This is a genomic window from Micromonospora sp. PTRAS2, from assembly GCF_054052245.1.
In genome coordinates, this window is the sequence record NZ_JBSWBU010000003.1 from 715,363 (window position 1) to 740,998 (window position 25,636).

28 protein-coding genes are annotated in these 25,636 nt (G+C 75.5%); 12 read left to right on the forward strand and 16 right to left on the reverse strand.

Annotation, left to right across the window (positions count from 1 at the left end; genetic code table 11):
* Positions 1-100 precede the first annotated feature (100 nt).
* Together ACVMYR_RS14105 and ACVMYR_RS14110 are read right to left on the reverse strand one after the other, a co-directional pair.
* Positions 101-1,525 (reverse strand): hypothetical protein, encoded by a 1,425-nt coding sequence (locus ACVMYR_RS14105; RefSeq protein WP_396789698.1) that lies wholly within the window; start codon positions 1,523-1,525, stop codon positions 101-103.
* Between the two features lie 135 nt (positions 1,526-1,660).
* Positions 1,661-2,167, reverse strand: coding sequence for an Lrp/AsnC family transcriptional regulator (locus ACVMYR_RS14110; protein WP_043965086.1), 507 nt, complete (start codon positions 2,165-2,167; stop codon positions 1,661-1,663).
* 139 nt (positions 2,168-2,306) lie between these two features.
* Between ACVMYR_RS14110 and hppD the strand changes: the two genes are divergently transcribed.
* Genes hppD through hisC form a run of 4 tightly spaced genes read left to right on the forward strand, consistent with a single transcriptional unit; the run spans position 2,307 to position 6,477 of the window.
* The gene (gene hppD, locus ACVMYR_RS14115) at positions 2,307-3,512 is read left to right on the forward strand and encodes a 4-hydroxyphenylpyruvate dioxygenase (protein ID WP_457121968.1); all 1,206 of its coding nucleotides are present in this window, start codon (positions 2,307-2,309) and stop codon (positions 3,510-3,512) included.
* Between the two features lie 21 nt (positions 3,513-3,533).
* Positions 3,534-4,298: an RDD family protein gene (locus tag ACVMYR_RS14120; protein ID WP_457121969.1), complete on the forward strand. Its 765-nt coding sequence runs from the start codon at positions 3,534-3,536 to the stop codon at positions 4,296-4,298.
* Entirely contained in the window at positions 4,295-5,377 is a 1,083-nt protein-coding gene (locus ACVMYR_RS14125; protein ID WP_457121970.1) for an RDD family protein, read from the forward strand. Before ACVMYR_RS14120 ends, ACVMYR_RS14125 begins: the two co-directional genes overlap by 4 nt.
* Positions 5,374-6,477: a histidinol-phosphate transaminase gene (gene hisC, locus ACVMYR_RS14130; RefSeq protein ID WP_353900404.1), complete on the forward strand. Its 1,104-nt coding sequence runs from the start codon at positions 5,374-5,376 to the stop codon at positions 6,475-6,477. Before ACVMYR_RS14125 ends, hisC begins: the two co-directional genes overlap by 4 nt.
* Positions 6,478-6,526: 49 nt before the next feature.
* On the opposite strand, the gene ACVMYR_RS14135 is transcribed toward hisC, so the two are convergent.
* Positions 6,527-6,985 (reverse strand): hypothetical protein, encoded by a 459-nt coding sequence (locus ACVMYR_RS14135; RefSeq protein ID WP_228986992.1) that lies wholly within the window; start codon positions 6,983-6,985, stop codon positions 6,527-6,529.
* Positions 6,986-7,185: 200 nt separating this feature from the next.
* On the opposite strand from ACVMYR_RS14135, the gene ACVMYR_RS14140 reads away from it, so the two are divergent.
* Positions 7,186-7,740, forward strand: a complete 555-nt coding sequence (locus ACVMYR_RS14140) for a hypothetical protein (protein ID WP_077938061.1) — start codon at positions 7,186-7,188, stop codon at positions 7,738-7,740.
* A gap of 34 nt (positions 7,741-7,774) precedes the next feature.
* The gene (locus ACVMYR_RS14145; protein ID WP_457121971.1) at positions 7,775-8,821 is read left to right on the forward strand and encodes a COG1470 family protein; all 1,047 of its coding nucleotides are present in this window, start codon (positions 7,775-7,777) and stop codon (positions 8,819-8,821) included.
* Here ACVMYR_RS14145 and ACVMYR_RS14150 read toward each other — a convergent pair.
* The 5 genes from ACVMYR_RS14150 to ACVMYR_RS14170 form a co-directional block, all read right to left on the reverse strand.
* Positions 8,779-10,032 (reverse strand): outer membrane protein assembly factor BamB family protein, encoded by a 1,254-nt coding sequence (locus ACVMYR_RS14150; protein WP_457121972.1) that lies wholly within the window; start codon positions 10,030-10,032, stop codon positions 8,779-8,781. The genes ACVMYR_RS14145 and ACVMYR_RS14150 overlap by 43 nt on opposite strands.
* An 86-nt stretch (positions 10,033-10,118) precedes the next feature.
* Positions 10,119-10,601, reverse strand: a complete 483-nt coding sequence (locus ACVMYR_RS14155; protein WP_077938059.1) for an SRPBCC family protein — start codon at positions 10,599-10,601, stop codon at positions 10,119-10,121.
* 113 nt (positions 10,602-10,714) lie between these two features.
* Positions 10,715-10,924, reverse strand: coding sequence for a DUF397 domain-containing protein (locus ACVMYR_RS14160; protein ID WP_043966409.1), 210 nt, complete (start codon positions 10,922-10,924; stop codon positions 10,715-10,717).
* Between the two features lie 244 nt (positions 10,925-11,168).
* On the reverse strand, positions 11,169-12,365 hold the full coding sequence (fahA, locus tag ACVMYR_RS14165) for a fumarylacetoacetase (protein ID WP_431892305.1): 1,197 nt from the start codon (positions 12,363-12,365) through the stop codon (positions 11,169-11,171).
* Positions 12,362-13,345: a hypothetical protein gene (locus ACVMYR_RS14170; RefSeq protein WP_431892307.1), complete on the reverse strand. Its 984-nt coding sequence runs from the start codon at positions 13,343-13,345 to the stop codon at positions 12,362-12,364. Before ACVMYR_RS14170 ends, fahA begins: the two co-directional genes overlap by 4 nt.
* A 132-nt stretch (positions 13,346-13,477) precedes the next feature.
* Here ACVMYR_RS14170 and ACVMYR_RS14175 point away from each other — a divergent pair, with 132 nt between their 5' ends.
* The gene (locus ACVMYR_RS14175; RefSeq protein WP_457121973.1) at positions 13,478-14,659 is read left to right on the forward strand and encodes a homogentisate 1,2-dioxygenase domain-containing protein; all 1,182 of its coding nucleotides are present in this window, start codon (positions 13,478-13,480) and stop codon (positions 14,657-14,659) included.
* Here ACVMYR_RS14175 and ACVMYR_RS14180 read toward each other — a convergent pair.
* Positions 14,656-15,534, reverse strand: a complete 879-nt coding sequence (locus tag ACVMYR_RS14180; RefSeq protein ID WP_457121974.1) for an NAD(P)H-binding protein — start codon at positions 15,532-15,534, stop codon at positions 14,656-14,658. The genes ACVMYR_RS14175 and ACVMYR_RS14180 overlap by 4 nt on opposite strands.
* A gap of 136 nt (positions 15,535-15,670) precedes the next feature.
* Between ACVMYR_RS14180 and ACVMYR_RS14185 the strand changes: the two genes are divergently transcribed.
* Together ACVMYR_RS14185 and ACVMYR_RS14190 are read left to right on the forward strand one after the other, a co-directional pair.
* Positions 15,671-16,117, forward strand: a complete 447-nt coding sequence (locus ACVMYR_RS14185; protein WP_228986994.1) for a winged helix-turn-helix transcriptional regulator — start codon at positions 15,671-15,673, stop codon at positions 16,115-16,117.
* Positions 16,118-16,157: 40 nt separating this feature from the next.
* A complete protein-coding gene (locus ACVMYR_RS14190) occupies positions 16,158-17,087 on the forward strand; it encodes a hypothetical protein (protein WP_457121975.1) in 930 nt (309 codons plus the stop codon).
* A 111-nt stretch (positions 17,088-17,198) separates the two neighbouring features.
* On the opposite strand, the gene ACVMYR_RS14195 is transcribed toward ACVMYR_RS14190, so the two are convergent.
* Genes ACVMYR_RS14195 through ACVMYR_RS14210 form a run of 4 tightly spaced genes read right to left on the reverse strand, consistent with a single transcriptional unit; the run spans position 17,199 to position 19,963 of the window.
* Positions 17,199-18,221 carry a tetratricopeptide repeat protein gene (locus ACVMYR_RS14195; protein ID WP_396789630.1) on the reverse strand — a complete coding sequence of 341 codons (1,023 nt, stop codon included), beginning with the start codon at positions 18,219-18,221 and terminating at the stop codon, positions 17,199-17,201.
* Between the two features lie 9 nt (positions 18,222-18,230).
* On the reverse strand, positions 18,231-18,713 hold the full coding sequence (gene ispF, locus ACVMYR_RS14200) for a 2-C-methyl-D-erythritol 2,4-cyclodiphosphate synthase (protein ID WP_043965064.1): 483 nt from the start codon (positions 18,711-18,713) through the stop codon (positions 18,231-18,233).
* 16 nt (positions 18,714-18,729) lie between these two features.
* The gene (ispD, locus tag ACVMYR_RS14205) at positions 18,730-19,425 is read right to left on the reverse strand and encodes a 2-C-methyl-D-erythritol 4-phosphate cytidylyltransferase (RefSeq protein WP_043965062.1); all 696 of its coding nucleotides are present in this window, start codon (positions 19,423-19,425) and stop codon (positions 18,730-18,732) included.
* Between the two features lie 52 nt (positions 19,426-19,477).
* Positions 19,478-19,963, reverse strand: a complete 486-nt coding sequence (locus ACVMYR_RS14210; RefSeq protein WP_007073334.1) for a CarD family transcriptional regulator — start codon at positions 19,961-19,963, stop codon at positions 19,478-19,480.
* Between the two features lie 328 nt (positions 19,964-20,291).
* Between ACVMYR_RS14210 and ACVMYR_RS14215 the strand changes: the two genes are divergently transcribed.
* A complete protein-coding gene (locus tag ACVMYR_RS14215) occupies positions 20,292-21,023 on the forward strand; it encodes a hypothetical protein (protein WP_457121976.1) in 732 nt (243 codons plus the stop codon).
* 18 nt (positions 21,024-21,041) lie between these two features.
* Here the strand turns inward: ACVMYR_RS14215 and ACVMYR_RS14220 are convergent, their stop codons facing one another.
* The 3 genes from ACVMYR_RS14220 to ACVMYR_RS14230 all read right to left on the reverse strand — a co-directional run bounded on the left by ACVMYR_RS14220 (position 21,042) and on the right by ACVMYR_RS14230 (position 23,773).
* Positions 21,042-21,449, reverse strand: coding sequence for a hypothetical protein (locus tag ACVMYR_RS14220; RefSeq protein WP_457121977.1), 408 nt, complete (start codon positions 21,447-21,449; stop codon positions 21,042-21,044).
* 394 nt (positions 21,450-21,843) lie between these two features.
* A complete protein-coding gene (locus ACVMYR_RS14225; RefSeq protein WP_228986996.1) occupies positions 21,844-22,893 on the reverse strand; it encodes a type III polyketide synthase in 1,050 nt (349 codons plus the stop codon).
* A gap of 94 nt (positions 22,894-22,987) precedes the next feature.
* On the reverse strand, positions 22,988-23,773 hold the full coding sequence (locus tag ACVMYR_RS14230; RefSeq protein ID WP_457121978.1) for a methyltransferase domain-containing protein: 786 nt from the start codon (positions 23,771-23,773) through the stop codon (positions 22,988-22,990).
* Between the two features lie 46 nt (positions 23,774-23,819).
* Between ACVMYR_RS14230 and ACVMYR_RS14235 the strand changes: the two genes are divergently transcribed.
* Both ACVMYR_RS14235 and ACVMYR_RS14240 read left to right on the forward strand, forming a co-directional pair.
* Positions 23,820-24,662: a UbiA family prenyltransferase gene (locus ACVMYR_RS14235; protein ID WP_096761660.1), complete on the forward strand. Its 843-nt coding sequence runs from the start codon at positions 23,820-23,822 to the stop codon at positions 24,660-24,662.
* Positions 24,663-24,797: 135 nt separating this feature from the next.
* Positions 24,798-25,553: a copper chaperone PCu(A)C gene (locus ACVMYR_RS14240; protein ID WP_431892322.1), complete on the forward strand. Its 756-nt coding sequence runs from the start codon at positions 24,798-24,800 to the stop codon at positions 25,551-25,553.
* Positions 25,554-25,636: the final 83 nt, after the last annotated feature.

The window sequence follows — 25,636 nt, forward strand, 5'->3', positions numbered from 1 at the left end:
AGGGCAGACCGGTCGATCGCTCGCACCCGACGGGGGCCTGAAGGGACCTCGCTCTCAGCACCCCGGCCGGACCGCGCTCAACGGCCCGGCTCCACGCCGCTCAGCACAGCTCGCGCTTCGGGCCGCAGCGGTCCTCGTCGGCCGGCCCGTCGCCGCCGCCCGGCGCGTCGCCGCCGGGGTCGCCGCCGCTGCTGCCGGGGCCGGGCACCCCGGCGTCGCCGCCGGGCGCGGTCCCGCTGCCGCCCGCGCCGAAGCGGACGTACCCGATCTCGCGGCCCTCGCCGATGACCATGCCCGCCGGGCCCACGGCCAGGGCGTTGGCCGAGGTCCGCAGCACCAACAGCTCCTTTCCGGTACGCGGGTCCAGCGCGATCAGCCGGTTCGGCTTCTCCTGCGTGAGCACCGCCGCGTACGGGGTGAGCGTCGCGCCGTTCTTCTCGCCGGTCGCCCGGGTCCACCGGGTGCGGTCCGCGCCCAACTCCCGGGCGACGATGGAGCGCTTGTCGGCGGTACGCAGCAGCGCGTACCGGTCGTCGACGGCGATCAGCTTCTGCCCCTCGTCGTTGACCTGGAGCAGCCGCCCGTCGTACCCGTCGATGACCGCCTCGCGGCCGTCCGGGGCCACGCCGATCAGCACGTTCCGCGCGCCCTGCGGGTCCTCCCGCTGCACACAGCCGGCGCTGTCGGCGGTGCGCAGGTTGATCCCGGTGCGCCGCCACACCTGCTTGCCCGTGGTCGGGTCGTGCGCGGTGAGGGTGAACGCGCACGCGCCGTCCCGGCCGACCGCGCTGATCCGCAGCATCCGGCCGCCGACCACGGCGAGCCGCTCGTCGCGGCCGGGCTCGACGTTCTGGAGCACCCGGCCGGTGGCGGTGTCCACCACGTGCACCCGGCCGTCGACGGGGAAGCCGAGCAGCGGCGGGACCGGCTCCGGCCCGGCCGCCCCGGCGTCGATCCGGTTGGCGGTGAGCCGGCGGGTGCCGAGCAGGTCGGGGTTGTCGGCGAAGAGGCCGGTGCTGACGCCGGGCAGGAACGCCGTCCACAGCGGCGCGGTGCCGCGCGGGTCCCAGGCGCTGAGCGTGCAGTCGGTCGCCTCGACGCAGTGGGCGTCGAGCAGCAGGTTCCGGTACGTCCACACGGCCACCGCGTCGCCGTCGCGGCGGCGGGTCGCGCCGGTGGTGGGGTCGAGCACCTCGTACCCCTTGACCAGGAGCTTGCCCACGGCGACGACGGGGTCGCGGTCCCCGCCGGCCACGGCGGCCCAGTCGGCCTTGCGGTCCCACAGCTGCGCGCCGGTGGCGAGGCTGCGCGCCTCGACCCGGGTGCGTTGCTCGACGATCACGGTGTCGCCGGCGATGGTGACGCTCTTCGGGGTGCCGCCTACGCGCTGCTGCCAGATGACGTCGGGCTCGGAGATGGGCTCGCTGCGGTCGACCCAGTCCCACACGCCCGGCCACGGGTTCCACACGCCGGCCACGGCGAGGACGACCACCGTGACGAGGCCGAGCAGGAACCAGCCACGCATCCTGAGGCCGCCCACCTTCGCCACACCGGACACGGTAACGACGATCACCGCCGCCCCGAGTGCCGGTGCGGCCGTGTCGCGGCGCTTTCTCGGTGACCGGCGTGTTAAAAGGGGGCCCTTCCTCGACAAAAGGCGTTAGGAGGGGGCCCTTCCTTCTCCCCGGGCGGCGGAGCGGACCAGGGGGAGCGTCCGGTACGGGATCTGCTGGGCGAGCGCGATGATCGTCGACGCCCGCCGGATCCCCTCGTACGCCACGATCTGGTCGATGACCCGCTGGAGGTCGGCGTTGGAGCGGGCGACGATCCGGCAGAGCAGGTCGCTGGAGCCGGTGATGGTGTGCGCCTCCAGCACCTCGGGGATCGCCGCGAGGTGGGCGGTCACCGGGTCGTGCCCGAGCCGCTGGCTGATCTCCAGGGTGACGAAGCTGGTCACCGCGAAGCCGATCGCGGCCGGGGAGATGTCCGGCCCGAAACCGCCGATCACCCCCCGGTCGACGAGCTTGTCGAGGCGGGCCTGGACGGTGCCCCGGGCCACCCCGAGCCGCCGGGAGCACTCCAGCACCCCGATCCGGGGTTCCTCGGCGAAGAGTTCGATCAGTCGCGCGTCCAGCTCGTCGAGCTGGACATCCTGCACAGCGGTCACGGGTGACGACCATACCGAATGCGCAACCTGACCAGGGACAAGCGCAACTGTTGCCCAACCGAATCCGCTCCGGCGATGCTTCCTGGACAACCAGCCCACGGCGGCCCACGAGGCCGGCCGGTACGCGAGGGAGGCCACCGTGACCCAGGCGATCGACCGACCCAAGCCCACCGAGGAGATCGACGTCGACCGGCTCGTCGGCGCCGTCGACCACGACATCAGCCGCGACCCGTTCCCGGTGAAGGCGCTCGACTACGTGCACTTCATGGTCGGCAACGCCAAGCAGGCGGCGCACTACTACTCGACGGCGTTCGGCATGACCTGCGTGGCGTACCGGGGGCCGGAGCAGGGCTTCCGCGACTACGCCGAGTACGTGCTGACCAGCGGTTCGGCCCGGTTCGTGCTGACCGGCGCGGTGCGGCCCGACGCCCCCGGCGCCGAGCACGTGACGAAGCACAGCGACGGCGTGGTGGACCTCGCGCTGGAGGTGCCCGACGTCGACGCCGCGTACGCCCACGCCGTCGCCCAGGGCGCGACCGGCCTGGTCGAGCCGCACGACGTCGGCGACTCCCACGGCACCGTGCGGATGGCGACCATCGCCGCGTACGGCGACACCCGGCACACCCTGGTCGACCGGTCCCGCTACACCGGGCCGTTCCTGCCCGGCTTCGTGGCCCGGGGCCCGATCGTGGACCGGCAGCCGATGATCGACGCCGGCCTCCAGCCGAAGCGCTTCTTCCAGGCCGTCGACCACGTGGTCGGCAACGTGGAGCTGGGCCGGATGGACGAGTGGGTCGACTTCTACAAGCGGGTGATGGGCTTCTCCAACATGGCGGAGTTCGTCGGCGACGACATCGCCACCGACTACTCGGCGCTGATGAGCAAGGTCGTCGCCAACGGCACCCGCAAGGTCAAGTTCCCGCTCAACGAGCCGGCCGTGGCCCGCAAGAAGTCGCAGATCGACGAGTACCTGGAGTTCTACCAGGGCCCGGGGGCCCAGCACATCGCCGTGGCCACCAACGACATCGTGGCCAGCGTCGACGCGATGCGCGCGGCCGGCGTCGAGTTCCTGGACACCCCGGACTCGTACTACGACGACCCGGAGCTGCGCGCCCGGATCGGCCGGGTGCGGGTGCCGATCGAGGAGCTGAAGGCCCGCAAGATCCTGGTCGACCGGGACGAGGACGGCTACCTGCTGCAGATCTTCACCAAGCCGGTGCAGGACCGCCCGACCGTGTTCTTCGAGCTGATCGAGCGGCACGGCTCGCTCGGCTTCGGCAAGGGCAACTTCAAGGCCCTGTTCGAGGCCATCGAGCGGGAGCAGGAGAAGCGGGGAAACCTGTAGCCACCTGCGACACTGTCGAGCGTGACCCAGCCTCCGACGTACCCGACGCCGCCGGCCGGCGGGCAGCCGCCCGCCGGTGGCGTCGCGCCGCCCGCCGCCCCGGTTCCGCCGGGGTACGCCGTCCCGGCGCAGCCCGGCCCCACCGGCTACGCCCCGCCCGGCGGTTGGGCCCCGCCGGGAGCGTGGACCCCGCCGGGCGGTTACGCCCCACCACCGGCCGGGTGGGCCCCGCCGCGCCCCGGGCACCCGCCGGTGCCGGTCGGCCCCGGCGGGCAGCCGCTGGCCAGCTTCGGCGACCGCCTGCTGGCCTTCCTGATCGACAGCGCCGTCGCCGGTGTGGTCGGCCTGACGCTGTTCCTGCCGGCAATGATGTACGTCTGGTTCACCGTGTTCGACCAGTTCACCCGGACCGAGCCGGTCGACAGGCTCCTGGGATACCACCCCAAATCGTTCCTGACCGACCTCATGCTGCCGCTGCTCCTGGCCGAGCTGGGGCTGGTCGTGCTGATGCTCGGGCTCTACTGGCTCTACCACGTCGAATACCTGCTCCGGTCCGGGCAGACGCTGGGCAAGAAGGTGATGAAGCTCCGGGTCGTCCCGCTCGACCCGACCCGGACGCTCGACCGCGGCATGGCCGGGCGGCGCTACCTCGTGCAGTTCGTCGCCGCCACGGTGGTGCCCGGGTTCAACTACCTCGACGGGTTCTGGCAGCTCGGGGACAAGCCCTGGCAGCAGTGCCTCCACGACAAGTTCGCCGCGACGGTCGTCGTTAAGGTTGCTCCGTGAGCGTGCAACCAGGCTGGTACGTCGACCCCGCCGATCCCGACACCAGGAGGTACTGGGACGGTGAGGGCTGGATCGGCGCGCCGATCCCCGTCGACGCCACCCCGCCGGAGGGGCCGCCCCCGGTCGAGCCCCCGCCGCCGGCCAGCCCCGCCGCCGGCCAGGGCGGCCCGGCCGCGCCGACGACCACCGGCAGTGTCCCCGCTCCGGCCGGTGGGCCCGGCGCGCCGCCCGCCCCGGGCCCGTTCCCCGGCTGGCCGGGGACCGGCCAGCCCCCGTTCCCCGGGCAGCCCGGCCCGCAGCCGCACCCCGGCCAGCAGCCGGGCCCCGTCGGCGGCCCGCCGTACGGCCCGCCCGGCGGGATCCCCGGCCAGCCGGGGGCACCCGGGCAGGGGTACCCGCCCGGGTGGGCGTACCCGGGGTGGCCGGGGCGTCCGCCCGTGCCCCGCCCGCACGGGCTGCCGCTGGCCTCCTTCGGTGCCCGGTTCGTCGCCCGGCTGATCGACTTCGGCGCGGTGTTCCTGCTCAACGCCGTCGTCAACGGCTGGTTCGTCTACCGGTACGTCGAGGAGGTCACCCCCTACTTCCGCGAGGTGCTGCGCCGGAGCATGGCCGGCGACACGTCCACCGATGGGCTGCCGCAGCCCGGCGAGCAGGCCGGCGGGCTCCAGGTCGCCATCCTGCTGATCGCCACCGCCCTCTGGTTCGCGTACGAGGTGCCGGCGATGGCCGGCAACGGGCAGACCCTCGGCAAGCGGCTGCTCGGCGTACGGGCCGTGCCGGTCGAGGCCGACCAGCCGCTCGGCTTCGGGCGGGCGCTGCGCCGGTGGAGCACGCTGGGCCTGCCCACCCTGCTGTGGTACTGCTGCGGCTTCGGCCTGCTGCTCCAGCTCGTCGACGCCGTGTCGCCGCTGTTCGACCACCCGCTGCGGCAGGCGCTGCACGACAAGCGCGCGCAGACCGTGGTGGTCCGGCTGCCGCCGCGCACCCCCGCCGCCGGCGGCGGCGCCCCGTCGGGCGGTCCCGCCGAGCCGGCCGACGACCCCACCACCCCCGCCACCCCTTCGGGAGACAAGCCATGACCGACACCGGACGTCACGAGCCACCGCTGCGGCTGACCCGCGCCGACCTCGACGCGCTGCCCAACTACGTGCCCGGCCGCAGCCCCGCCGACCTGGCCCGCGAGCTGGGCCTGCCGGAGGCGATCAAGCTGGCCAGCAACGAGGTGCCGTACGGGCCGCTGCCCGGCGTGGTGGAGGCGGTCGCCGAGGCGGTCGCCGGCTCGCACCGGTACCCGGACATGGGCGTGGTGGCGCTGCGCCAGGCGCTCGCCGAGCGGCACGGGGTGCACCCCGACCGGATCGCCACCGGCTGCGGGTCGGTGGCGCTGGCCGAGCACCTGGTGCGGGCCACCTGCCTGCCCGGCGACGAACTGCTCTACTCGTGGCGGTCGTTCGAGGCGTACCCGATCATCGCGGCCACCAGCGGCGCGACCAGCGTGCGGGTGCCCAACGACGCCGGGCACGGGCACGACCTCGACGCGATGGCCGCGGCGGTGACCGACCGGACCAGGATGGTGCTGGTCTGCAACCCCAACAACCCGACCGGCACCGCCGTACGCAAGGCGGAGCTGGACCGGTTCCTCGACGCCGTCGGCGAGGACGTGCTGGTGGTCATCGACGAGGCGTACCGGGAGTTCGTCACCGACGCCGAGGTGCCGGACGGCCTGACCTACCTCGACCGGCCGAACGTGGTGGTGCTGCGCACCCTGTCGAAGGCGTGGGGGCTGGCGGGCCTGCGGATCGGCTTCCTCGTCGCCGCGCCCGAGGTGGCCGCCGCCGTGCGCAAGGTGGTCACCCCGTTCTCCACCAGCATGGCCGCCCAGGCCGGCGCGCTCGCCGCCCTCGCGCAGGCCGACGAGGTGCAGCGGCGCTGCGCGCTGGTCGTCGCCGAGCGGGACCGGGTCACCGAGGCGCTGCGCAAGTTCGTCCCGGACGTGCCGGCCAGCCAGGCCAACTTCGTGTGGCTGCCGCTGGGCGACCGGGCGGTCGGGTTCGGCAAGGCGTGCGAGGCGCGCGGCGTGATCGTCCGGCCGTTCCCGGGCGACGGGGTGCGGGTCACCATCGGCACCCCGGCCGAGAACGACGCGTTCCTCGCCGCCGCGGAGTCCGCCCTGGCCTGAGCCGCCCCGGCCCGAACCGAGCCGCCCGATCAGGGTGGCGGCGGGGATCTCATGCCCCCCGGGGGCGGCGTCGGCGGGCGAGGGTCAGGGCCAGGCCCAGGAGCACGCTGGCCGCGCCGACGGCCAGCGGCCACGCCGCCCCCCACGCTCCGCCGGTGACCGGCAGCCGGCCCGGCCGCGAGGGGGCTGGCTGCCCTGACGGGGCCGGCCCGGTCCCGCTGGGCGACGGTCCCGGCTGCGGCGAGGTCGGCCCGCCCGTGGGGGTGCCCGTCGGCGGCGGCACGGTGGGCTGCGTCGGGCCCGGGAGCACCTGGAAGCCGACCACGGTGCCGGCGGACGGTCCGGGGGGCGGTTGCGGCGGGGCCGCGGCGACGGGCACGGCCCGGGGCAGCGCTTCGGGCGCGCCGTCCGCCGACTGGCCGGCACCGGCGAGGGCGGCCACCAGCAGGGCAGCCAAGGCGCCGCCCAGGACTCGCGGTGCGGCTGCGGAGCCGATATGGCCGGGCATGGGGGGAAGGTAACCCTTCCGACGCCGGCAGCGATGAGGGTTCGCGGAAGCCCACCCGCCCGTAGTCCGGCTATGGACGACCAACTCCAGGCTTTTGTCCCGTTTCAAACCCTTAAGACACTCTTGTCGCTAACGTCCATCCTGGCTCGTGGGCCCTCGACCACGACGGTCCGCACCAACCGAGCAAGGGATGAGAGAGCATGCGTACTCGCACGATCCTGGCCGCGACCGCCGCGGCCGCCACCGCCGCCCTGGTCGCCTCGCCGGCGCTGGCCGCGCCGACCGACACCACCACTGTCACCTTCGACGTCCTCGCCGGAACCCTCGACATCGACGCGCCCGCCACGGCCAACCTCGGCTCCGGCGCGCCGGGCACCACGATCACCGGGCAGCTCGGCACCGTGACCGTGTCCGACACCCGGGCCACGGGCGCCGACGCCTCGTGGACGGCGTCGGTGACCTCGACCGACTTCACCACCGGCACCGCCACCGCCACCGAGACCGTCCCCGCCACCGCCGTCGACTACTGGTCGGGCCCGGCGACGGCCACCAGCGGCACCGGCACCTTCACCGAGGGGCAGACCGCCTCCGGCAACGCCGTGCCGCTGGACAACACCACACCGGTCACCGCGTTCACCCACACCGGCGGCACCGGCATCAACTCGGCCTCCTGGAACCCGACCCTCGAGGTCAACGTGCCGTCGGCCAACCAGTCCGGCACCTACACCGGGACGGTGACACATTCGGTCGCCTGAGCCGCTGATCCGCCTCGCGGCCTGGTCGGCCGCGGTGCTGCTCTGCGCCGCCGGTCCGGGCGTCCCTGCCCGGGCCGGCGCGCCGGCCGCGGAGCCCGACAGTCGCGCGATCGGGATCCAACTGCTGGAGGCACCCGTTGCCCGGCACGACGACCCCCGGGCGTTGCGCTACATCGTCGACCACCTGCCCCCCGGCAGCACGATCAAGCGGAAGATCAGCGTCGTCAACCACTCCGCCGAGCGCCGCCGCCTCGACCTGTACGCGGCCGGCGCTGACGTCGCCGACGGCAAGTTCCGGTTCGCCGAGGGCCGCACGGCCAACGAGCTGAGCGGCTGGATCACCCTCGACGAGGGCTCGGTCACCCTCGACCCGCAGGAGAGCGCCCGGTTCACCGCGACCGTGCGGGTGCCCCGGGAGGCGTCGGCCGGCGAGCGCTACGGGGTCGTCTGGGCGTCCACGGTTCCCGCCCGGGACACCTCGGCCAACGTCAACATCGTCCACCGGGTCGGTGTCCGGATCTACCTCGACGTGGGGGCGGGCGGCGAGCCGCCGTCCGACTTCACCATCGGCGACGTCGTGCCGGCCCGGGACGGCGAGGGCCGGCCCTCCGTCGACGTCGCGGTCCGCAACACCGGCGGGCGCGCCCTGGACATGGGTGGCAGTGCCACGCTCTCCGACGGCCCGGGCGGGGTCCGGGCCGGCCCGTTCGACGTCGTCCAGGGCACGACGCTGGCCGCGGGCGAGGCCGGCAGCGTGCGGGTGCTCTTCCCCGCGGAGCTGGCCGACGGCCCGTGGCGGATCGCCCTGGACCTGGAGAGCGGCAAGGTCAGACGCAGCGCCAGCGGCACGATCACCTTTCCCGAGCCCGGCCAGGCCGGCAGGCGGGCCCCCCTGTTCGACCGCCTCGCCCGGAGCTGGTGGCTCCGTGCCGGGGCCCTCGTCGCCGCGGCGGCGGCGATTGCCGGAGTCGCCCTGCTGGTCCGCCGGCTCCGTCGGCGGCGGCGGGCGGTCGTCGAACCGGCCGTTCACCGGGGCCGTCAGGTGGCGGCGAGCAGCACCGGCTCGGACATCAGGAAGTAGCGCTGGTCGTCGGCGTCCGGGGCAACCGGCTCGCGCAGCCGCTCCACCGCCACGTAGCCGCCGCCCGCGTACGCCAGGCCGGCGGCCCAGCCGATTCCGTCGCGGCCCACCTCCAGCCGGAAGCGGGAGCGCTGCGCGCCGGTCCTCGGGTCGAGGGTGACCAGGTCCCGGGTCTCGGTGAGCAGGTGCACCCGGCCGGGCTGGACGGCCAGGATCCGGGCCGGGCCGAGGTCGGCGCGCCGCCACAGCTCCTCGCCGGTGCGGGCCGACCGCGCGGTCACCACCCCGCCGGCCGTGCCGACGGCGCGCTCGCCGTCCAGCTCCGTGCCGGCCACGTCCAGGCCCGGGGCGGCGACCGGGTCGGCGGTGCCGACCAGCCAGCCGCGGCCCGCCCCGTCGGCGAAGCCCTCGGTGTGCAGGCCCCGGCACCGGGAGCGGGGGCTCACGCAGCCGACCGGGGTGACGGTGAGGTCGGCGGTGGCCCCGGTCGGCGTCAGGCGCACCGTCGGCGTGCCGGTGGCCACGTCGCGGAACTCGACGGCCACCGGGGCGGCGCACCGGTCGACGGCGACGAGCTGCCCCGCCGACGTGGTGGCCACGTCGTCGCGGCATCCGCCGTCCACGTCGACCGACCAGAGCCGCCGGCCGTCGGCGAGCGCGAAGCCGGCGACCCGCTCCGGGCCGGCGACCACCAGCACGGGCCGGCCGTCGGCGGCGCGGGCGAGGAACAGCCCCGGCGGGGCCCACACGGTGCCGGCCCCGGTGCGGCGGGCGGTCCAGCCGGCGGCGGGCTCCGGGCCGTCGGACTGCCAGGCCACCCGTCCGGTACGCGCGTCCAGCGCCACCAGCTTCCCGTCCGACCAGCGGCTGACGACCGTGGTCGCATCCGCCACCACCCCGCTGACCTCCGCCGGCCAGCGCCGGTACGACCAGTACGGGGTGACCCGGTTGCGGGAGTCGGCGGGCTGGTCGGCGTACACCTGGCGGGTGGCGGCGTAGACGCGGAGCCGGCCGTCCACGATCAGCGGGGCCGCCGGCAGCCGGCCCACCACGCCGATCGCCGGGGTGGCCGTGGCCGGGTAGGCGGCGCGGGCGGGGGTCTCCACCTCGGCCGGCGCGAGCACCCGGTGGACGACGAAGGCGACCGCCGCGACGCCGACCAGCGCCGCGAGTGTCATCGCGACGCCCCGCCGTCCCTTCGCCACAGTCATGCCGCACCTCCGCCCGGCACCCTACCGAGGCCGGCCCGCCCCGGTGCCGGCCGGCACCCGGCCCGGCGCACCGGCCCGGCGCGCTTTCAGGCCGCCTCGGCCTGGGTCGGTGGGTGGGCGGCGCGGGAGAGGTCGGCGAGGTCGCGACGGAAGGTGCCCTCGACCGTGCGGGCGGCCAGGCCGCCGAAGAGCAGGGCCAGCACCCGACCGTACGGCGCCGTGGCGACCGCCTCCTGCGCGACGGTGACGGCGGTGCAGGCCCGGCGGCGGCGCTGGACGGTGCGCAGGACCCAGGTGGTGCGGTAGGACACGCCGATGCCCGGCGAGGCGAGCACCAGCCGCCGGGGCGGAACGCACTCCACCACGACGAACTCCTCGGCCTGGGTGCCCCCGTCCGGCCGGGTGCGGGTCTCCCGCCAGGCCGTGCCGGGGGCGAGCGGGCCGGGGGTGAGCAGCTCGACCCCGCCGACCGTGCGGAGCCAGTCGGCGCGGACCGGCAGGTCGACGAGGAGCCGCCAGAGGTCGACGGCGGGCGCCTCGATGAACTCGGTGACCGTGACCGTCGACATGACACCTCCCGTGTCGTCCACGGTACGGCCGGTGAGCGCGCGGTGGGGCCCCAGCGGCGGAACTTCCGCCGCTGGTGGCCGATCCGGGGGTGACGGGCACCCCGGGGTCAGGGTCAGGCCAGGAAACGCCCGACCCGGATCGCGTCGACGAACGCGGTCCAGCCCGGCGGGCTGACGGTCAGCGCCGGGCCCGCCGGGTCCTTGGAGTCGCGTACGGCGACGACTCCGGCGCTGCTGACGAGGTTGTCCGCCACCTCGACGCACAGCCCCTGGTCGTTCGAGCGGCTGCTGGTGCGCCAGACGGCACCCGCAAGATCGATCATGTTCATTGCCTCCACTCCGTTGGGACGTCCCACGACGGCCGGGCGGCACCACCCGGAGCCGCCGGCCGGGTTCCGCCACGCGGGGAACCCGGCTCGATCAACGAGCGGGGTCAGGCACCGGTCGCACCTGATGTGCGACCGCGGTTCCCCGGCTGTCACCGGGTGGAGGCCGCCGGTCCGGACGGCCCGGACGAAGGGCGCGGCGGGGTCGGCGGGCGGAACGGACGGCGGGGCGCTGACGGGGTCAGCGGGCGGGGCGGATCGTGCCGGTCACCTCGCCGAGGGCGATCGTGGTGCCGTCGGGGCCCGGCGCGGTGGCGGTGACGGTGACCGTGTCGCCGTCGGCCAGGAAGGTGCGCTCCGCCCCGCCGACCGTGACCGGCTCCGCGCCGCCCCAGGTCAGCTCCAGGAACGAGCCGACCTGGTCCCGCCGGGGGCCGGAGACGGTGCCGGAGGCGTACAGGTCGCCGGTGCGCAGGGACGCGCCGTTGACGGTGAGATGCGCCAACTGCTGGGCGGGCGTCCAGTACATGGTGGCGAACGGCGGCTCGCTGACCCGCTCGCCGTTCCACTCCACGGCCAGCCGCAGGTCCAGCCCCACGTGCGGCACGTCCCGCAGGTACTCCGCGACCGGCGGGTCCTGCTCGGGGGCGGGCACGAACGCGTCGGCGAGCGCGTCCAGCGGGGTCACCCAGGCCGACACGGAGGTGGCGAAGGACTTGCCGAGGAACGGGCCGAGCGGCTGGTACTCCCAGGCCTGGATGTCCCGCGCCGACCAGTCGTTGACCAGCACCACCCCGAAGACGTGGTCGGCGAAGTCGGCCACTCCGACCGGCTCGCCGAGCACGCTGGGCACGCCGACGACGAAGCCCACCTCGGCCTCGATGTCGAGGCGCACGGACGGCCCGCAGACCGGCCCGTCCGGGGTGGCCCGCTGCCCGGTGGGGCGCACGACCGGCGTGCCGGACACCACCACCGTGCCGGCCCGGCCGTGGTAGCCGATCGGCAGGTGCTTCCAGTTGGGCAGCAGCGGCGGCTGGCCGGGGCGGAAGATCTGCCCGACGTTGCCCGCGTGGTGCTCGGAGGAGTAGAAGTCGACGTAGTCGGCCACCTCGAACGGCAGCAGCAGCTCGGCCTCGGCCAGCGGCACCAGCAGCGGCTCGACGGCCGGCCGGTGGGCGGGGTCGGTGAGCAGCTCGGTCACCCGCTGCCGGACGGCGGTCCACTGCGGCCGCCCCAGCGCCAGGAACGCGTTGAGCGTGGACCGGCCCAGCGCGCCGGCGGCCAGCACCAGCCCGGCCGCCTCGGCCGCGCCCAGGTCGAGCACGAACTCCCCGATCCGTACGCCGACACGGGGGTCGCCCCCGCCGGTGCGGAACACCCCGTACGGCAGGTTGCGCACCCCGTACGCCGAGCCCTCGGCACCCGTCACCCAGGTCATGCCCCGTGTCCCCCGTCACCGTCGTGTCCTGCGTTCACGTCGTCTCCCCCGCTCCCGTCGTGTCCTGCGTCGACCAGGCCCAGCCGGATCAGGTCGGTCAGTGGTTCGGTGATGCTGCACGAGCCGTACCCCACCCACAGCGGCCGGTCGGCGGCGCGGGCGGCCCGGGCCCGCTCGACCAGCGGCACCGGGTCGGTGGTGGCGAGCACGGCGGCCACCTCGTCCACCTCGGCCCCGTCGGCGGCGGCGAGGGTCGCGGCGAGCACGTTGCCGAAGCCGTGGTGGGTGAAGCCGGTCTCCGGGTCGCGGTGCCGCACGGCGTGGTGCAGCCCAGCGGTCAGCTTGAACGGCAGCGCCCGGTCCCGGCAGGCGCAGATCACGGCGGCCAGCTCGACCGGGGTGGGGAACAGCTCGGCGGCCAGCCCGCCGGTGCGGAACTTCGCCGCGACCGGCACCCCGTCGGCGCGGGCGGCGGCGACCGCGTCGAGCGCCCCCATCAGCCCGAACGTCAGCGGCAGCTCGGCGTGGACGTCGACCCCGCCGGACCGCCCGGCCAGGCCCAGCAGCGCGGTCAGGCCGGGCAGGGGGTCCTCGCCGCGCTTGGCGACGGCCACCTCGACCTGGCGGGCGGTGACGCCGGCCGGCAGGGCGGCCAGCGCGGCGGGCAGCCCGTCGATCCCGGTGTCGCCGATCAGCCCGACCACGAGGCTCGACCCGACCCCGGGGCCGTTTGCGGCGCTGTCGCCGGCGGACGCGGCGGGGCCGGCCGGGCCATCCGGCGCGTCGACCAGTTCTCGGGCCAGCTCGCCGGAGACGACCGCCGAGGCGGGCACGAGCAGCGGGCCGACCAGGTCGGCGTACCAGGAGTCGCGGTGCCGGCGGTGCGCGGCGAGCGCGTCGGGCAGCGCCGCACTGCCGGGCGGGAAGACGGCGGCGTCGTCGACGAGGCCGGCGAGGAGGTGTGGCACGTGCGTTGACACGGAACAAGAACTTACGGGACGCTACAAGGAACGGACAACAGCGTCCGACTATCGGACGTCAGCGGCCGGTGAACGGGACGATGGCCGGTGAACGCGCCCATGCTCGGGTGAACGCGACGATCGGGAGGCGACATGCCGTACTACCGCAGCGTCGGCGAGGTGCCCCGCAAGCGGCACACCCAGTTCCGCCAGCCCGACGGCACCCTCTACGCCGAGGAGCTGATGGGCCAGGAGGGCTTCTCCGCCGACTCGTCCCTGCTCTACCACCGGCACGCCCCCACCGCGATCGTCGCCGCCGAGGCGTACGACCCGCCGGCCGTCACCCGCGTGCCCAACCTGCCGCTCAAGCCCCGCCACCTGCGCACCCACCAGCTCGACCACACCGGGGCCGACCCGATCCTCGGCCGGCGCTACCTCCTCGCCAACGACGACGTGCGCATCGCGTACGTGTCGGCCGACCGGCCGTCCCCGCTGTTCCGTGACGCCACCGGCGACCACTGCCTCTACCTGGAGTCCGGGGCGCTGCGGGTCGAGTCACCGTTCGGCGCGCTCGACGCGGTGGCCGGCGACTACGTGATCATCCCGACGTCGACCATCCACCGACTCGTCCCCACCGGCGACGAGCCGGCCCGGCTGCTGGCCATCGAGGCCGCCGGGCACGTCGGCCCGCCCAAGCGCTACCTGTCGGTGCGCGGCCAGTTCCTGGAGCACTCGCCCTACTGCGAGCGCGACGTCCGCGGGCCGGACGCCCCGCTGCTCGTCGACGGCTCCGACGTCGAGGTCCTGGTCCGGCACCGGCGCGGTTGGACGAGGTACGTCTACGCGCACCACCCGTTCGACGTCGTCGGCTGGGACGGCCACCTCTACCCGTGGGCGTTCTCCATCCACGACTTCGAGCCGATCACCGGCCGCATCCACCAGCCGCCGCCCGTGCACCAGACGTTCCAGGGCCCCAACTTCGTGATCTGCTCGTTCGTGCCCCGCAAGGTCGACTACCACCCCGACGCCATCCCGGTGCCCTACCACCACCACAACGTCGACTCCGACGAGATGCTGTTCTACACCGGCGGCAACTACGAGGCCCGGCGCGGCTCCGGCATCGGGCAGGGCTCCATCTCCCTGCACCCGTCCGGCTTCACCCACGGCCCCCAGCCCGGCGCGGCCGAGCGCTCGATCGGCGTCGACTTCTTCGACGAGCTGGCCGTCATGGTCGACACGTTCCGCCCCCTCGACCTGTGCGACGCGGCGGACGAGTGCGAGGACCCCGCGTACGCCTGGACCTGGGCCCGACCCGCTGCCCCTCCGGCCGGCTAGGACGCCACGACCACGGAGGCGTCGACCCGGCGGGCGGGCCCGCCGGTCAGCTCCGGCACCGTCGTCGAGACCCGCCCGTACCGCCCCGACCGGACGGCCCGCCCGAGGGCGACGAGCGCCGCGGCCACCGGCGCCGGTGTCCCTGCCCCGACCAGCCGATCCCGGTACGCGTCGTCGTCGACGTGGACGACCTCGACGGGCCGGCCGAGGCGCGCCCCGAGCAGCCCGGCCAGGTGGGCGGCGGTGAGGGCCTCGGGGCCGGTCACGTCGAGCGTCCGCCCCGCGAGGCCACCGGCCGGCTCCGGCCCGGCGGTCAGCACGGCGGCGGCCACGGCCGCGCAGTCGTCCCGGGCCACGTACGCCACCGCGCCGTCCCCGGCGTTCGTCACGTGCCGACCGGTGGACACGGCGGGGGCCAGCAGCTCCGCGACCCCCGAGGCGTAGATCGCGTTGCGCAGGATCGTCCACGGGAGCCCACAGCCGCGGAGGTGTTCCTCGGTGGCCCGGTGGGCGGAGTTGAGCAGCTCCGGCGGCCCGTCGCAGGCCACCAGGGAGGTGTAGACGACGTGCCCCACCCCGGCGGCCACCGCCGCGTCGGTGGCCGCCCGGTGCTGGGCGATCCGCCGCGCGGGCTCCCACGCGTCCGTACTCACGATCAGCAGTCGGTCGATCCCGGCGAGGGCCGCCGGGAGACCCGCCGGCTCGTCGAAGTCGACCCGCCGTGCCTCGACGCGCTCCGGTGCCGCCCGGCCCGCCCCGGCCAGGGCCGCGCCCGGATCGCGGGTCAGCGCCACGACCCGGTGCCCCGCCCCGGCCAGCATCCGCACCGTGCGGCCCCCGAGCCCGCCGGACGCCCCCGTCACCCCAACGATCACCTGATCCCGCTCCGCTCTGCTCACGAACGTGGCCTCGCCCGTCTTGGGAAAGGCGGTTGCCGCCCCCATCCTGGACAGCGAGGATCGATCGCGGAAGACGGCACATCCGCCTGCCTCAGGCACACCGGAGTAACCGATGACGACGCCCCCGCCGGGTGCCCGGCTGGCCCAGGAGCTGGCCCTCCCGCCCGACGTCCGGGTAACGGAGGCGATGCGCGAGCACTGCCCGCTCCGCGACACCCTGGACCGCATCGGCGATCGCTGGACGGTGATCGTCGTGGTGCTGCTGCGCGGCGGCCCGCGCCGGTTCAGCGATCTCCAGCGCGCCACCGAGGGCATCAGCCGACGGATGCTGACCCACACCCTGCGCAACCTGGAACGCGACGGCCTGGTCACCCGCACCGTGCACCCGTGCGTGCCGCCCCGGGTCGACTACGCCCTCACCGACGAGGGCCACAGCCTCACCGGCCCGCTCACCGGCCTGCTGCACTGGTCGATGCGCCACCACGACCACGTCCGCAGCTCCCGGCAGGCATACGACAGTTCCCGGCAGGAGCCCGAGGCGGGCGGGCCGCCCGGGTAACTCGGTGGACCGGCCCGCCCCCATCGGCCATCGTGACCGGGTGAGCGGGGACGGATTGTCGGACGCCGAGCGGCGGGTGTGGGCGGCGCTGCCCGACGACGTACGCGAGACCTTGGAAACCCTGCCGGCGGCGGACCTGACCACGCTCCTGCTCTCCCTGGCCCGGACGCGGGCCGCGCGGGTGCGGCCCGCCGAGGTGCTGCGCCGCTGGCGGGAGGACCGGTTCGTCCGCCCCGCCGACGGCGACCCGCGCGCGAGCGCCGCCGTGCAGGCGCTGCTGTGGGAGCTGCTGCCCGCCGAGGTGGCGGGCGTGGAGCTGTCCCCCGTCGCGCCACTGGGCACCTGCGCGGCGGTCAGCCCGGGGAGCCAGGACCGCATCGTCACGGCCATCCGCCCGGTGGAGGTCGTCAGCGACCCCACCAACGCGCTGGCCGTCGAGGCCGCCGACCGGCGACGACGTGGGAACGGGCGGGGCGCGGTGCACCTCGCGGCCAGCCACCGGGTGCTGCGGGCGCAGCGGTTCGGCGCGGGGATGCAGGCACACTTCCGGCTCTTCGCGCTGGTGTCCAGCGCCCGCGACACCGGCTCGGGCCGCACCCAGGCCCGGCTGCTGGCGCTGCACCTCGGCTACTGGCAGCGGGTCCTCGCCCGCCTGGCGCCGTCCGCCGCGCCGGCGCTGCGGTTCACCGTCCTCGACTCCCCCGTGCTGCGGGAACGCCTCGACGACACGGTCCGGCCCGCCCTCGCGGCCGGCGGCGTGCCGCTCGCCGAGGAACCCGAGCGCACCCGAGGCCGGGGCTACTACGTCGACGCCGCGCTGCGGATCATCGCGACGCCCGGCGGCGAGTCCGTCGAGCTCGGCGACGGCGGCTTCACCACCTGGACGGCCCAGCTCACCAACGACGCCAAGGAACGCTGCCTGACCTCCTGCATCTCGACAGACCGCCTGACCGCCCTCGCCACGGGCTAGCCGCGACGGACGGCGACCACGTCAGGGTTCGCCGGGGACCGCCCGCGCGGGGATCAAGCCGGACCGCCCGGAGCGGGCGGGCCCCGGCGAAACCCACCCCGCGCACAACGCTCAGCGCACCGTCCGGGAGAACACCGCCAACTCCGCCACCGCCGCCACCGCGATCGCCGCCACGAGCGGCCACGGCGTCCCCACCGCCGCGTAGACCAGCAACAGCACCGGCCCGGCGGCCACCGCGTACACCGCCAGGGCCAGCGACCGGTCCGAGCGCAGCAGCCCGGGCAGCACCGTACGGGTCAGCCCCGGTACCCGCGCCGCGAGCAGCCAGCCCAGCACCGCCCCGCTCACCGCCACCAGCACCGCGAGGAACCTCGACGGGCCGGACGACGACGTCCCGGCCGCCGCGACCGCCACCAGCACGGCACCCACGAGGGTCCAGCCCGCCCCGTACAGCACGAGCCGGCGCAGGTCGTCGACGACGCCCCGGGGCCTGTCGGGCGCGACCGGGGCCGCCTGGACGGCCGGCACGCTCTCCGCCAGCTCCGCGAGCGCCGCCGCGTACCAGCGTCGTTCCAGCCGAACGATTCCCGGCTCGTCGCCGGCCCGGTCCAGCTCCGGGTCGAGCCGCAGCGCCTCCCGGTACGCCCGCTCGGCCAGGTCGTACAGCCGCAGCCGGGCGGCGACCAGGGCGAGCACCAGGTGCGCCTGGGACTCCTCCGGGGCCAGCTCGACGCCCCGCCAGGCGGCGTTGAGGGCCGGCTGCCCGTTGCGGGAGCCGGACAGGATCGCGGCGGCGCTGCGCTGGGCGTACGCGTCGTCTGCGGCGGCGAGCAACCGGCCCGCGGTGCCGGCCGCCTCGGCGTACTCGCCCTGCTCGACCAGGGCCAGCCCGCGGGCGACCAGCGGGGCGACCGTGTCCGGGGCGAGGGCCAGGGCCGCCTCGGCGGCGGCGCGCGCCTCGGCGGGGCGGCCGGCGGCCAGGTGCACCCGGGCGAGGGTGGTCAGCGCGTCGGCGTTCGCCGGCTCCAGGGCGAGGGCGAGGCCGACCTCCCCGGCGGCCTCGTCGTACCGTCCGAGGTCGGCCAGGAGTTGGGCGCGCTGGAGGTATCCCTCGGCGGTGGCGTCGCTCGACATCGGGCGACCCTACGCGGGCGGGACCGGGTGGACCAGGGCCACCGCGATGCCGGCGAGCCCCTCGCCGCGCCCGGTGAAGCCGAGCCCGTCGGTGGTGGCGGCGGAGACGGTCACCGGCGCGCCGACCGCCTCGGAGAGCACCGCCTCCGCCTCGGCGCGGCGCGGCCCGATCTTCGGCCGGTTGCCGACGACCTGCACGGAGACGTTGCCGATCTCGAAGCCGGCCGCCCGGACCCGGCGGGCGGTCTCGGTGAGCAGCGCCACCCCGGGCGCGCCCGCCCATTCGGGCTCGGCCACGCCGAAGTTGGCGCCGAGGTCGCCGAGGCCGGCGGCGGAGAGCAGCGCGTTGCAGGCGGCGTGCGCGACCACGTCGGCGTCGGAGTGCCCGGCCAGGCCGTCCTGGTCGGGCCAGAGCAGGCCGGCCAGCCAGCAGGGTCGGCCCGCCTCGAAGGCGTGCACGTCGGTGCCGATGGCCACCCGAGGAACGATCATGAACCGAGGGTACGCGTCACGCGCCGCCGGCCAGCAGGTGCTCGGCCAGCGCGAGGTCGAACGGGCGGGTGACCTTGAGGGCGTGCTCGGAGCCGGGGACGCAGACCACCGGCACGCCCTGCTTCTCGACGAGGCCCGCGTCGTCGGTGAGCGGGTCGCCGGCCGCCTCGTGGGCGGCGGTCAGCACCGCCCGGCGGAAGCCCTGCGGGGTCTGCACGGCGCGCAGGGCGGACCGGTCGACCGTGCCGAGGACCACCTCACCCGGGCCGACCTCCTTGATCGTGTCGACGACCGGCAGGACGGGGATCACCGCGTCGTGCCCGGAGCGGACCGCCGCGGCGACGGACTCGACCAGCTCGGGCGGGGTGAGCGCGCGGGCCGCGTCGTGCACCAGGATGATCTCCGGGCCGGCGGGGACGGCGGCCAGCGCGGCGGCCACGGACGCCTGGCGTTCCGCCCCGCCGGGGACGACCGTCACCGGGGCGACCGGGGTCAGCAGGTCGCGGACCGCGTCGACCTCGGCCGCCGGGGCGGCCACCACGATCGTGTGCACGGACGCGGCGGCGGCGATCCGGCGCACGGCGTGCACGAGCAGCGGCTCACCGGCAAGGGGACGCAGGGCCTTGGGCGCGCCCGGGCCCAGGCGTACGCCGGCACCGGCCGCAGGCACGAGGACCGCGACGTCACCGCGCGGATTGAGCTGCGCGGTCACGTCGCGGTCCTCGGATTCTGCTGCTGCGGGGTGGTCGATGATCAGGTGCGGATCAGGCCTCGGTCAGCACCTTGTCGAGCAGCGTCTCCGCCTCGTCCTTGGTGCTCTTCTCGGCCAGCGCGACCTCGCCGACGAGAATGTCCCGCGCCTTGGCGAGCATGCGCTTCTCGCCCGCCGACAGGCCCCGCTCCCGCTCCCGGCGCCACAGGTCGCGCACGACCTCGGCCACCTTCAGCGGGTTGCCGGAGGCCAGCTTCTCCAGATTCGCCTTGTAACGCCGCGACCAGTTGGTCGGCTCCTCGGTGTGTGGAGCCCGGAGGACGTCGAAGACCTTGCCCAGGCCCTCTTCGCCGACCACCTCGCGCACACCCACGATCTCGGCGTTCTCAGCGGGCACCCGGACCGTCAGGTCACCCTGCGCGACCCTCAGGACGAGGTACTGCTTGGGCTCGCCCTTGATGACCCGAGTCTCGATTGCCTCGATGAGTGCGGCCCCGTGGTGGGGGTAAACAACGGTCTCGCCGACACTGAAAACCATAGGTTCGAAACCCCTTTCGCTGTGTCTAGGGTAACACGCTCAGGCACCGATGTCCCACCGCTGTCCTGACCGTTGGCGCAGCTCAGGGGCCCTGTGAGAGGTATTTCTTCAGCTTGACAGGAGGCCAAACCGATGGTCTGAACACGCTCCGTGATTGGCGGATGACACCCCGACGTGGGTGATCGGAGCGTGGATTTCTCGGGCTATGCGCTGTTCCCATGGTATCCCGGTCGCGCCAGCCGCGCCCAGGTGTAGCGGGAGGAGCCGGCGGTGCGGGACCCTGGAGGCACAACACTGTCCGCGCGCCGAGACGGTTGCAGGGGGTCCGATGGGCATGCCCGACGCAGAGGGCCAGGGCTCCGCCGACGGCCTCCCCGGCCTGCCACCGGAGTGGGGCCGCATCGTCGTGCCGGACGACCCGTCCGCGCTCGCGGAGGAGGCGGCACGGGTCCGCCGCGAGCTGCGCCGCCAGGCCAACCAGACCCGCTGGCGTCGCCGCCTCGGCCTGCTCCCCCGCCCCGACGGCCGGCCACCGCTGCGGCTGCCGCTGCTCGTCCTGCTGGTCACGCTGCTGATCACCCTCGCCGGCCTGTTCGCCGTCACCTGGCCCCGGTCGCCCCGGGGCGGCGACCGCCCCACCGTCGTGCCGTACCCGACGGCGACCGACCTGAGCGGCCGGGCGCTGCCGGCGCTGGACCTGGTCGACGCCGGGAACTCGGCCGTCTCGCTGCGCGGCCTGACGCCCGCCGTGATCATCCTGGTGGATGCCTGCCCCTGCCCCGAGCGGGTCGCCGAGGCCGCGGCGCTCGCCCCGCCCGGCGTGACCGTGGTCACCGTGGAGGGTGGCCGCACGGTCCACGCCACCCCGACGGCGGCCACCGCGACCGTACGTCCGCTCGCCGACCCGGCCGGCGGCCTGCGCACCTTCCTGCGGCTGCCGGCGCAGCCCGGGGCGGCCACCGCGCTGCTGGTCGACCGCGCCGGCGTGCTGGTCCGGGTGGTTGCGGAGCTGCGCTCCGCCGAGGACTACCGCGCCGACCTGGCCCGCCTCGGCACCTGAGCCGGCCTGCGTTGCGGCTCAGAAGACGAGCGCCGCCAGCCGGGCGTCGACCACGACCGGGGCGTCGCCGGACGCGGCGAGAACGAAGCGGAGCTTCCTCCCGCCGTCCAGCAGCACGGTGGTGGACGAGCCGTCGCACGCCACCCGGTGGCTCTCCCGCTGGCCGAAGGGGAAGGCCACCAGCACCAGCTCTCCCGGGCCGGTGCACCGGGCCTGGAGCAGGTGGGGCCGGGACCCGGCGGCGGGAACGGCACGCTGCTGCGGCGGCAGGCCGGGGCGCAGGGTCAGCCGGGCCTGCCACAGGGTGCCGAACCCACCGAGGTCGCCGCCCCGGTCGTAGGGGACGGACCCGCTGGCATCGTCGGCCAGCACCCGCCCGGTGGGTCCGTCGAGGACGACGGCCCGGCGCGGGGACCTGAAGACCACCCGACCGTTCGCCGGATCGACGACGACATGGGGACTGTCACCGGGCGCGACCCGACCCGTTTCCCGACCCGTTGGCACGGAGTCCACAGCGTCTACAGAATCCACGGCATCCACCGCGGACGAACGGTCCGGCCCACCCGTCGGGTCGATCCGGGGAGCCGCGCCCCGCCACCACGCGCCGCCGGCGACCACGAGGAGCACGGCCAACCCGGTCAGCACGCCGCCCCGCAGCCGATCAACCCAGACATCCCCCGCCCCACCCACACCGCTGAGCCTAACCCGCCCCACCCCCCGCTCGGCTCGGTGATCAAGAGCTTTGCGTCATCGTCGAGATCAACTTTGACGCTTTTCTCTTGATCACCGGGACGAACCTGGGGGCGGGGTGGGTGGGGGGTCAGGGGGTGTGGTCCAGGAGGGCGGCGTAGAGGGTCAGGCCGGGGCCGAAGGCGAGCATCAGGATCCGCTCGGCCGGGCGTTGCGCGCGGAGCAGCCGGTCCAGGATCAGCAGCACCGTCGCCGAGGAGCAGTTGCCGTGGGCGTCCAGGGTGGCGCGGGCCGCGTCCAGCGCCTGCGGCGGCAGCGCCAGCTCGCGTTCCACCACGTCCAGGATGCGCGGGCCGCCCGGGTGCACCGCCCAGCCGCCCACCTCCGACAGCGTCGCGCCGTGCCGGGCCAGCAGGTCGTCGACCAGGCCCCGGACGTGGCGGGAGAGCACCTGCGGGACCTTCGGGGACAGCCCCATCCGGAAGCCGGTGTCGGTGACGTCCCAGGTCATGTGGTCCGCCGTGGACGTGTCGGTGATGGCGGTCACCTCGCGCAGCGCGTACCCCCGGCCGCCGGGGACGACCACGGCGGCGACGGCGGCGTCCGAGAAGAGGGCGTGGGAGACGATCTGCTGGGTGTCCAGCCGGGCCGTCGCGGGCTGGATGTGCAGGCTGGTCAGCTCCGCGCAGAGCAGCAGCGCCGGCCGCTGCCGGGCGGTGACGAAGTCACCGGCCGCGCCGAGCCCCGGCAGGGCCGCGTAGCAGCCCATGTGGCCGACGACCATCCGCTGGGTGTGCGGGGCCATGCCCAGGTCCCGGGCGAGGAGGATGTCCAGGCCGGGCGTGGCGTACCCGGTGCACGAGCAGACGATGAACATGCCGACGTCCCCGGCGTCCAGGCCGGCGGCGGTGAGCGCCCGGCCGACCGCCTCCTTGCCCAGCGGCAGCGCCTCGACCTGGTAGCGGCGCATCCGGCGCTCCGTCGGCCAGTCCGAGACGTCCTCCAGCAGCGGGTTGACCGCCGCCTGCCGCCGCGTCACGCCGGAGTTGGCGAAGATCCGCTGCGCGAGCGCCCGGGTGGCATCGGGGAAGTGGCCGGCGAAGAAGCCCGACCAGAGTTCGTCCTGCGTGGCCCCCGGCGGCTGCGCCGTGCCCAGACCCGCGATCACCGGTACGGCCACGTTCCCCACCTCTCGTTCGCGTACCCCACGTCGTCACCAACGAGAGGCGGAGCTGTCGCGGTCCGGCCTCACCTGTACCCCTGCGCGGGCCCGGCTATCCGCGCCGGACGCCGCGCCCCTGGTAGAGCACCGCCGTCGACCAGGTCGACCTGATCCGGGGCTCCCGCCCGCCCGACGGCGACAGGCCGCCGCCCACCGGCGGCCGGCGGGCGGCCCGCAGCCGGCGGACCAACCAGCGCAGGGTGCCGCCCAGCTCCGGCCGGACGCCCCGGACCCGCAGCTCGACGCCGTGCCGGGCGCACTCGGCGATCAACTCCCGGTCGTCCACGAACAACCGTGGATCGTGGATGCCCCGGGGCACCGTCGGCAGCCGCTCACCGATCTCCACCGCGACCAGCCGGCTCAGCGCGGTGTCGTTGAGCGTGTCCAGCACCAGCAGGCCGCCCGGCCGCAGCAGCCGGCCCGCCTCCGCCACGGCGGCCCGCCAGTCCGGCACGTGTTCCAGCAGCTCACCGGCGGCCACCACGTCGGCGCAGCCGTCGGCCAGCGGAACGGCGGTGGCGTCGCCGTTGACCGGGGTCACCCCGTGCGCGGCGGCCTGGGTCAGGGCGGAGCGGGTGAGGTCGACGCCGACGTGCCGGTAGCCCTTGCCCGCCAGGTGCGGGGCGAGCAGGCCGGCGCCGCAGCCCAGGTCGACCAGGAGGGCGTCGGGCCGGGTGGCCGGCGGCACCAGGGCCGCCCGGGCGCGGGCGAGCCAGTGCAGCATGGCGAACGCCCCGTCGGGACGCCACCACTCGTCGGCCAGGTCGTCGTACTGCCGGGGATCGTTCGGCGGCAGCACGCGCGGCCGGTCGGACACGGAGGACGATCCGTCACGCATGGCACCGAGCGTGGCACGACCGGACGGTAACGACCAGACTTCCCATATGGCGACGACGGTGTTAGGGCTGCTCAGGGCAAGTCACCCGGAGCCGGCCGCGGCGGTGACCGTGGTGGCGGGGCTGCTCGCCGTGGGGGTGGGGCACCACGCGTCCGGGGTCGCCGCGGTGGCGCTCACGGTGCTCGCCAGCCAGCTCGCCGTCGGCTGGTCCAACGACCACCTGGACGCCGACCGGGACGCGGCGGTGGGGCGTACCGACAAGCCGGTCGCCGCCGGCGCGGTGAGCCGGCGCGCGGTGGGGCTGGCGACGCGGGCCGCGACCCTGGCCACGGTGCTGCTCGCGGCGGCGACGACCAACCGCACGGCGGCGGTCTGGGCGACCGTGGCCCTGGTCTCCGCCCTGGCCTACAACTGGCCGCTGAAGTCGACGCCGTTCTCCGTGCTGCCCTACGCGGTGTCGTTCGGCGCGCTGCCCGCCTTCGTGGTGCTCGCGCTGCCCGGCGCCCCCGGCCCGCCGGCCTGGCTGGTGGCCGCCGCCGCCCTGCTGGGGGCCGGCGCGCACTTCGCCAACGTGCTGCCCGACCTGGCCGACGACGCCCGGACCGGGGTGCGGGGGCTGCCGCACCGGCTCGGCGCGGCCGGCAGCCGGGTGGCCGCCGCCGCGCTGCTGCTCGCCGCGACCGTCACCCTGGTCGCCGGGCCGCCCGGGCCGCCGTCGTGGTTCGGGCTGTCGGCGGTCGCGACCGCCGCGCTGGTCCCGCCCTTGACGTGGTACGCCGGCCGCAACGCCCGCCGCTCCGGCGACCGGGGGGTGGCCGCGTTCCGGGCGGTGCTGCTGGTGGCCCTGATCGACGTGGTGCTGCTGGTCACCGGCGGGCGGGTGCTCTGAGCGCCCCGGGAAGGTGGTGGTGCCGGGTCGGCGTGCGGCTCTCGATCAGCCCCAACTACCCTGAAGCCGGTCTGCGCGGGTATGGCCACCGTGCCCGGCGACGGCCGGGTGGGGATCGTGACGAGGAGGACCGACGTGACGCGCTCGATCAGGGGTTCCCGGCGGGCGGCCCTGCTGCTGTCCGGCGTGGCGGCGGCGACCGGCCTGCTGGCGACCGGCTGCGGCGCCGGCCAGGTGGCCGAGACCGCCAACAAGGAGCCGTCGGTCCAGGGCGTCAACATCCAGACCTCGGACAACGCCTACAAGGTGCGCGGGCTCTACGTGGAATACCCGGGCGCCGGTGGCTACCAGGCCGGCGCGAACGCCGCCGTCAACGCGGTGCTCTACAACGACACGCAGAGCCCGGTGACGGTGACCGTCACCACGGACAGCGCGCGGGAGATCGTGATCAGCGGCGGCGCGTCCGCCTCGGCGAGCCCGTCGGCGTCGGCCAGCGAGTCGCCGTCGGAGAGCGCGTCGCCGTCCGGGTCCGCGTCGCCGTCGGGTTCCGGGTCGGCCAGCCCGTCCGAGGGCGCGTCGGAGAGCCCGTCCGCCTCGCCGAGCCCGTCGGCCCCGGCCGGGGAGCCGGCCCGGTTCGAGATTCCCGCCCTCGGCTACGTCCAGCTCAACGTGCAGGGTGGCCGGTCGCTCCAGCTCGTCGGCCTCAACCAGGCGCTGCTCGCCGGCCAGCAGGTCAACCTGACCTTCGACTTCGGCAACGGCAACACCGTCAGCACCCCGGCCCCGGTCGGCGTCCCGCTGACCCCGCTCCCGCAGCCGTCCCAGATCGTGCAGCGCGAGGGCGCGCACGGCGCGGAGGGCGGCACCGAGGGCTCCGGCCACGGCGGCTGACCGCCGACCGCCAACAGCTCGACCGCACCGCCGGCGTGGCACCCGCCACGCCGGCGGTGCTTCGTCGTACGGGGGGACTAACG

Coding starts and splice junctions, on each gene's coding strand:
- ACVMYR_RS14105 (WP_396789698.1), bottom strand. CDS start 1,525: ATGCGTGGCTGGTTCCTGCTCGGCCTCGTCACGGTGGTCGTCCTCGCC.
- hisC (WP_353900404.1), top strand. CDS start 5,374: ATGACCGACACCGGACGTCACGAGCCACCGCTGCGGCTGACCCGCGCC.
- ACVMYR_RS14135 (WP_228986992.1), bottom strand. CDS start 6,985: ATGCCCGGCCATATCGGCTCCGCAGCCGCACCGCGAGTCCTGGGCGGC.
- ACVMYR_RS14140 (WP_077938061.1), top strand. CDS start 7,186: ATGCGTACTCGCACGATCCTGGCCGCGACCGCCGCGGCCGCCACCGCC.
- ACVMYR_RS14150 (WP_457121972.1), bottom strand. CDS start 10,032: ATGACTGTGGCGAAGGGACGGCGGGGCGTCGCGATGACACTCGCGGCG.
- ACVMYR_RS14155 (WP_077938059.1), bottom strand. CDS start 10,601: ATGTCGACGGTCACGGTCACCGAGTTCATCGAGGCGCCCGCCGTCGAC.
- ACVMYR_RS14160 (WP_043966409.1), bottom strand. CDS start 10,924: ATGATCGATCTTGCGGGTGCCGTCTGGCGCACCAGCAGCCGCTCGAAC.
- fahA (WP_431892305.1), bottom strand. CDS start 12,365: ATGACCTGGGTGACGGGTGCCGAGGGCTCGGCGTACGGGGTGCGCAAC.
- ACVMYR_RS14175 (WP_457121973.1), top strand. CDS start 13,478: ATGCCGTACTACCGCAGCGTCGGCGAGGTGCCCCGCAAGCGGCACACC.
- ACVMYR_RS14185 (WP_228986994.1), top strand. CDS start 15,671: ATGACGACGCCCCCGCCGGGTGCCCGGCTGGCCCAGGAGCTGGCCCTC.
- ACVMYR_RS14195 (WP_396789630.1), bottom strand. CDS start 18,221: ATGTCGAGCGACGCCACCGCCGAGGGATACCTCCAGCGCGCCCAACTC.
- ispF (WP_043965064.1), bottom strand. CDS start 18,713: ATGATCGTTCCTCGGGTGGCCATCGGCACCGACGTGCACGCCTTCGAG.
- ACVMYR_RS14210 (WP_007073334.1), bottom strand. CDS start 19,963: ATGGTTTTCAGTGTCGGCGAGACCGTTGTTTACCCCCACCACGGGGCC.
- ACVMYR_RS14215 (WP_457121976.1), top strand. CDS start 20,292: ATGGGCATGCCCGACGCAGAGGGCCAGGGCTCCGCCGACGGCCTCCCC.
- ACVMYR_RS14230 (WP_457121978.1), bottom strand. CDS start 23,773: ATGCGTGACGGATCGTCCTCCGTGTCCGACCGGCCGCGCGTGCTGCCG.
- ACVMYR_RS14235 (WP_096761660.1), top strand. CDS start 23,820: ATGGCGACGACGGTGTTAGGGCTGCTCAGGGCAAGTCACCCGGAGCCG.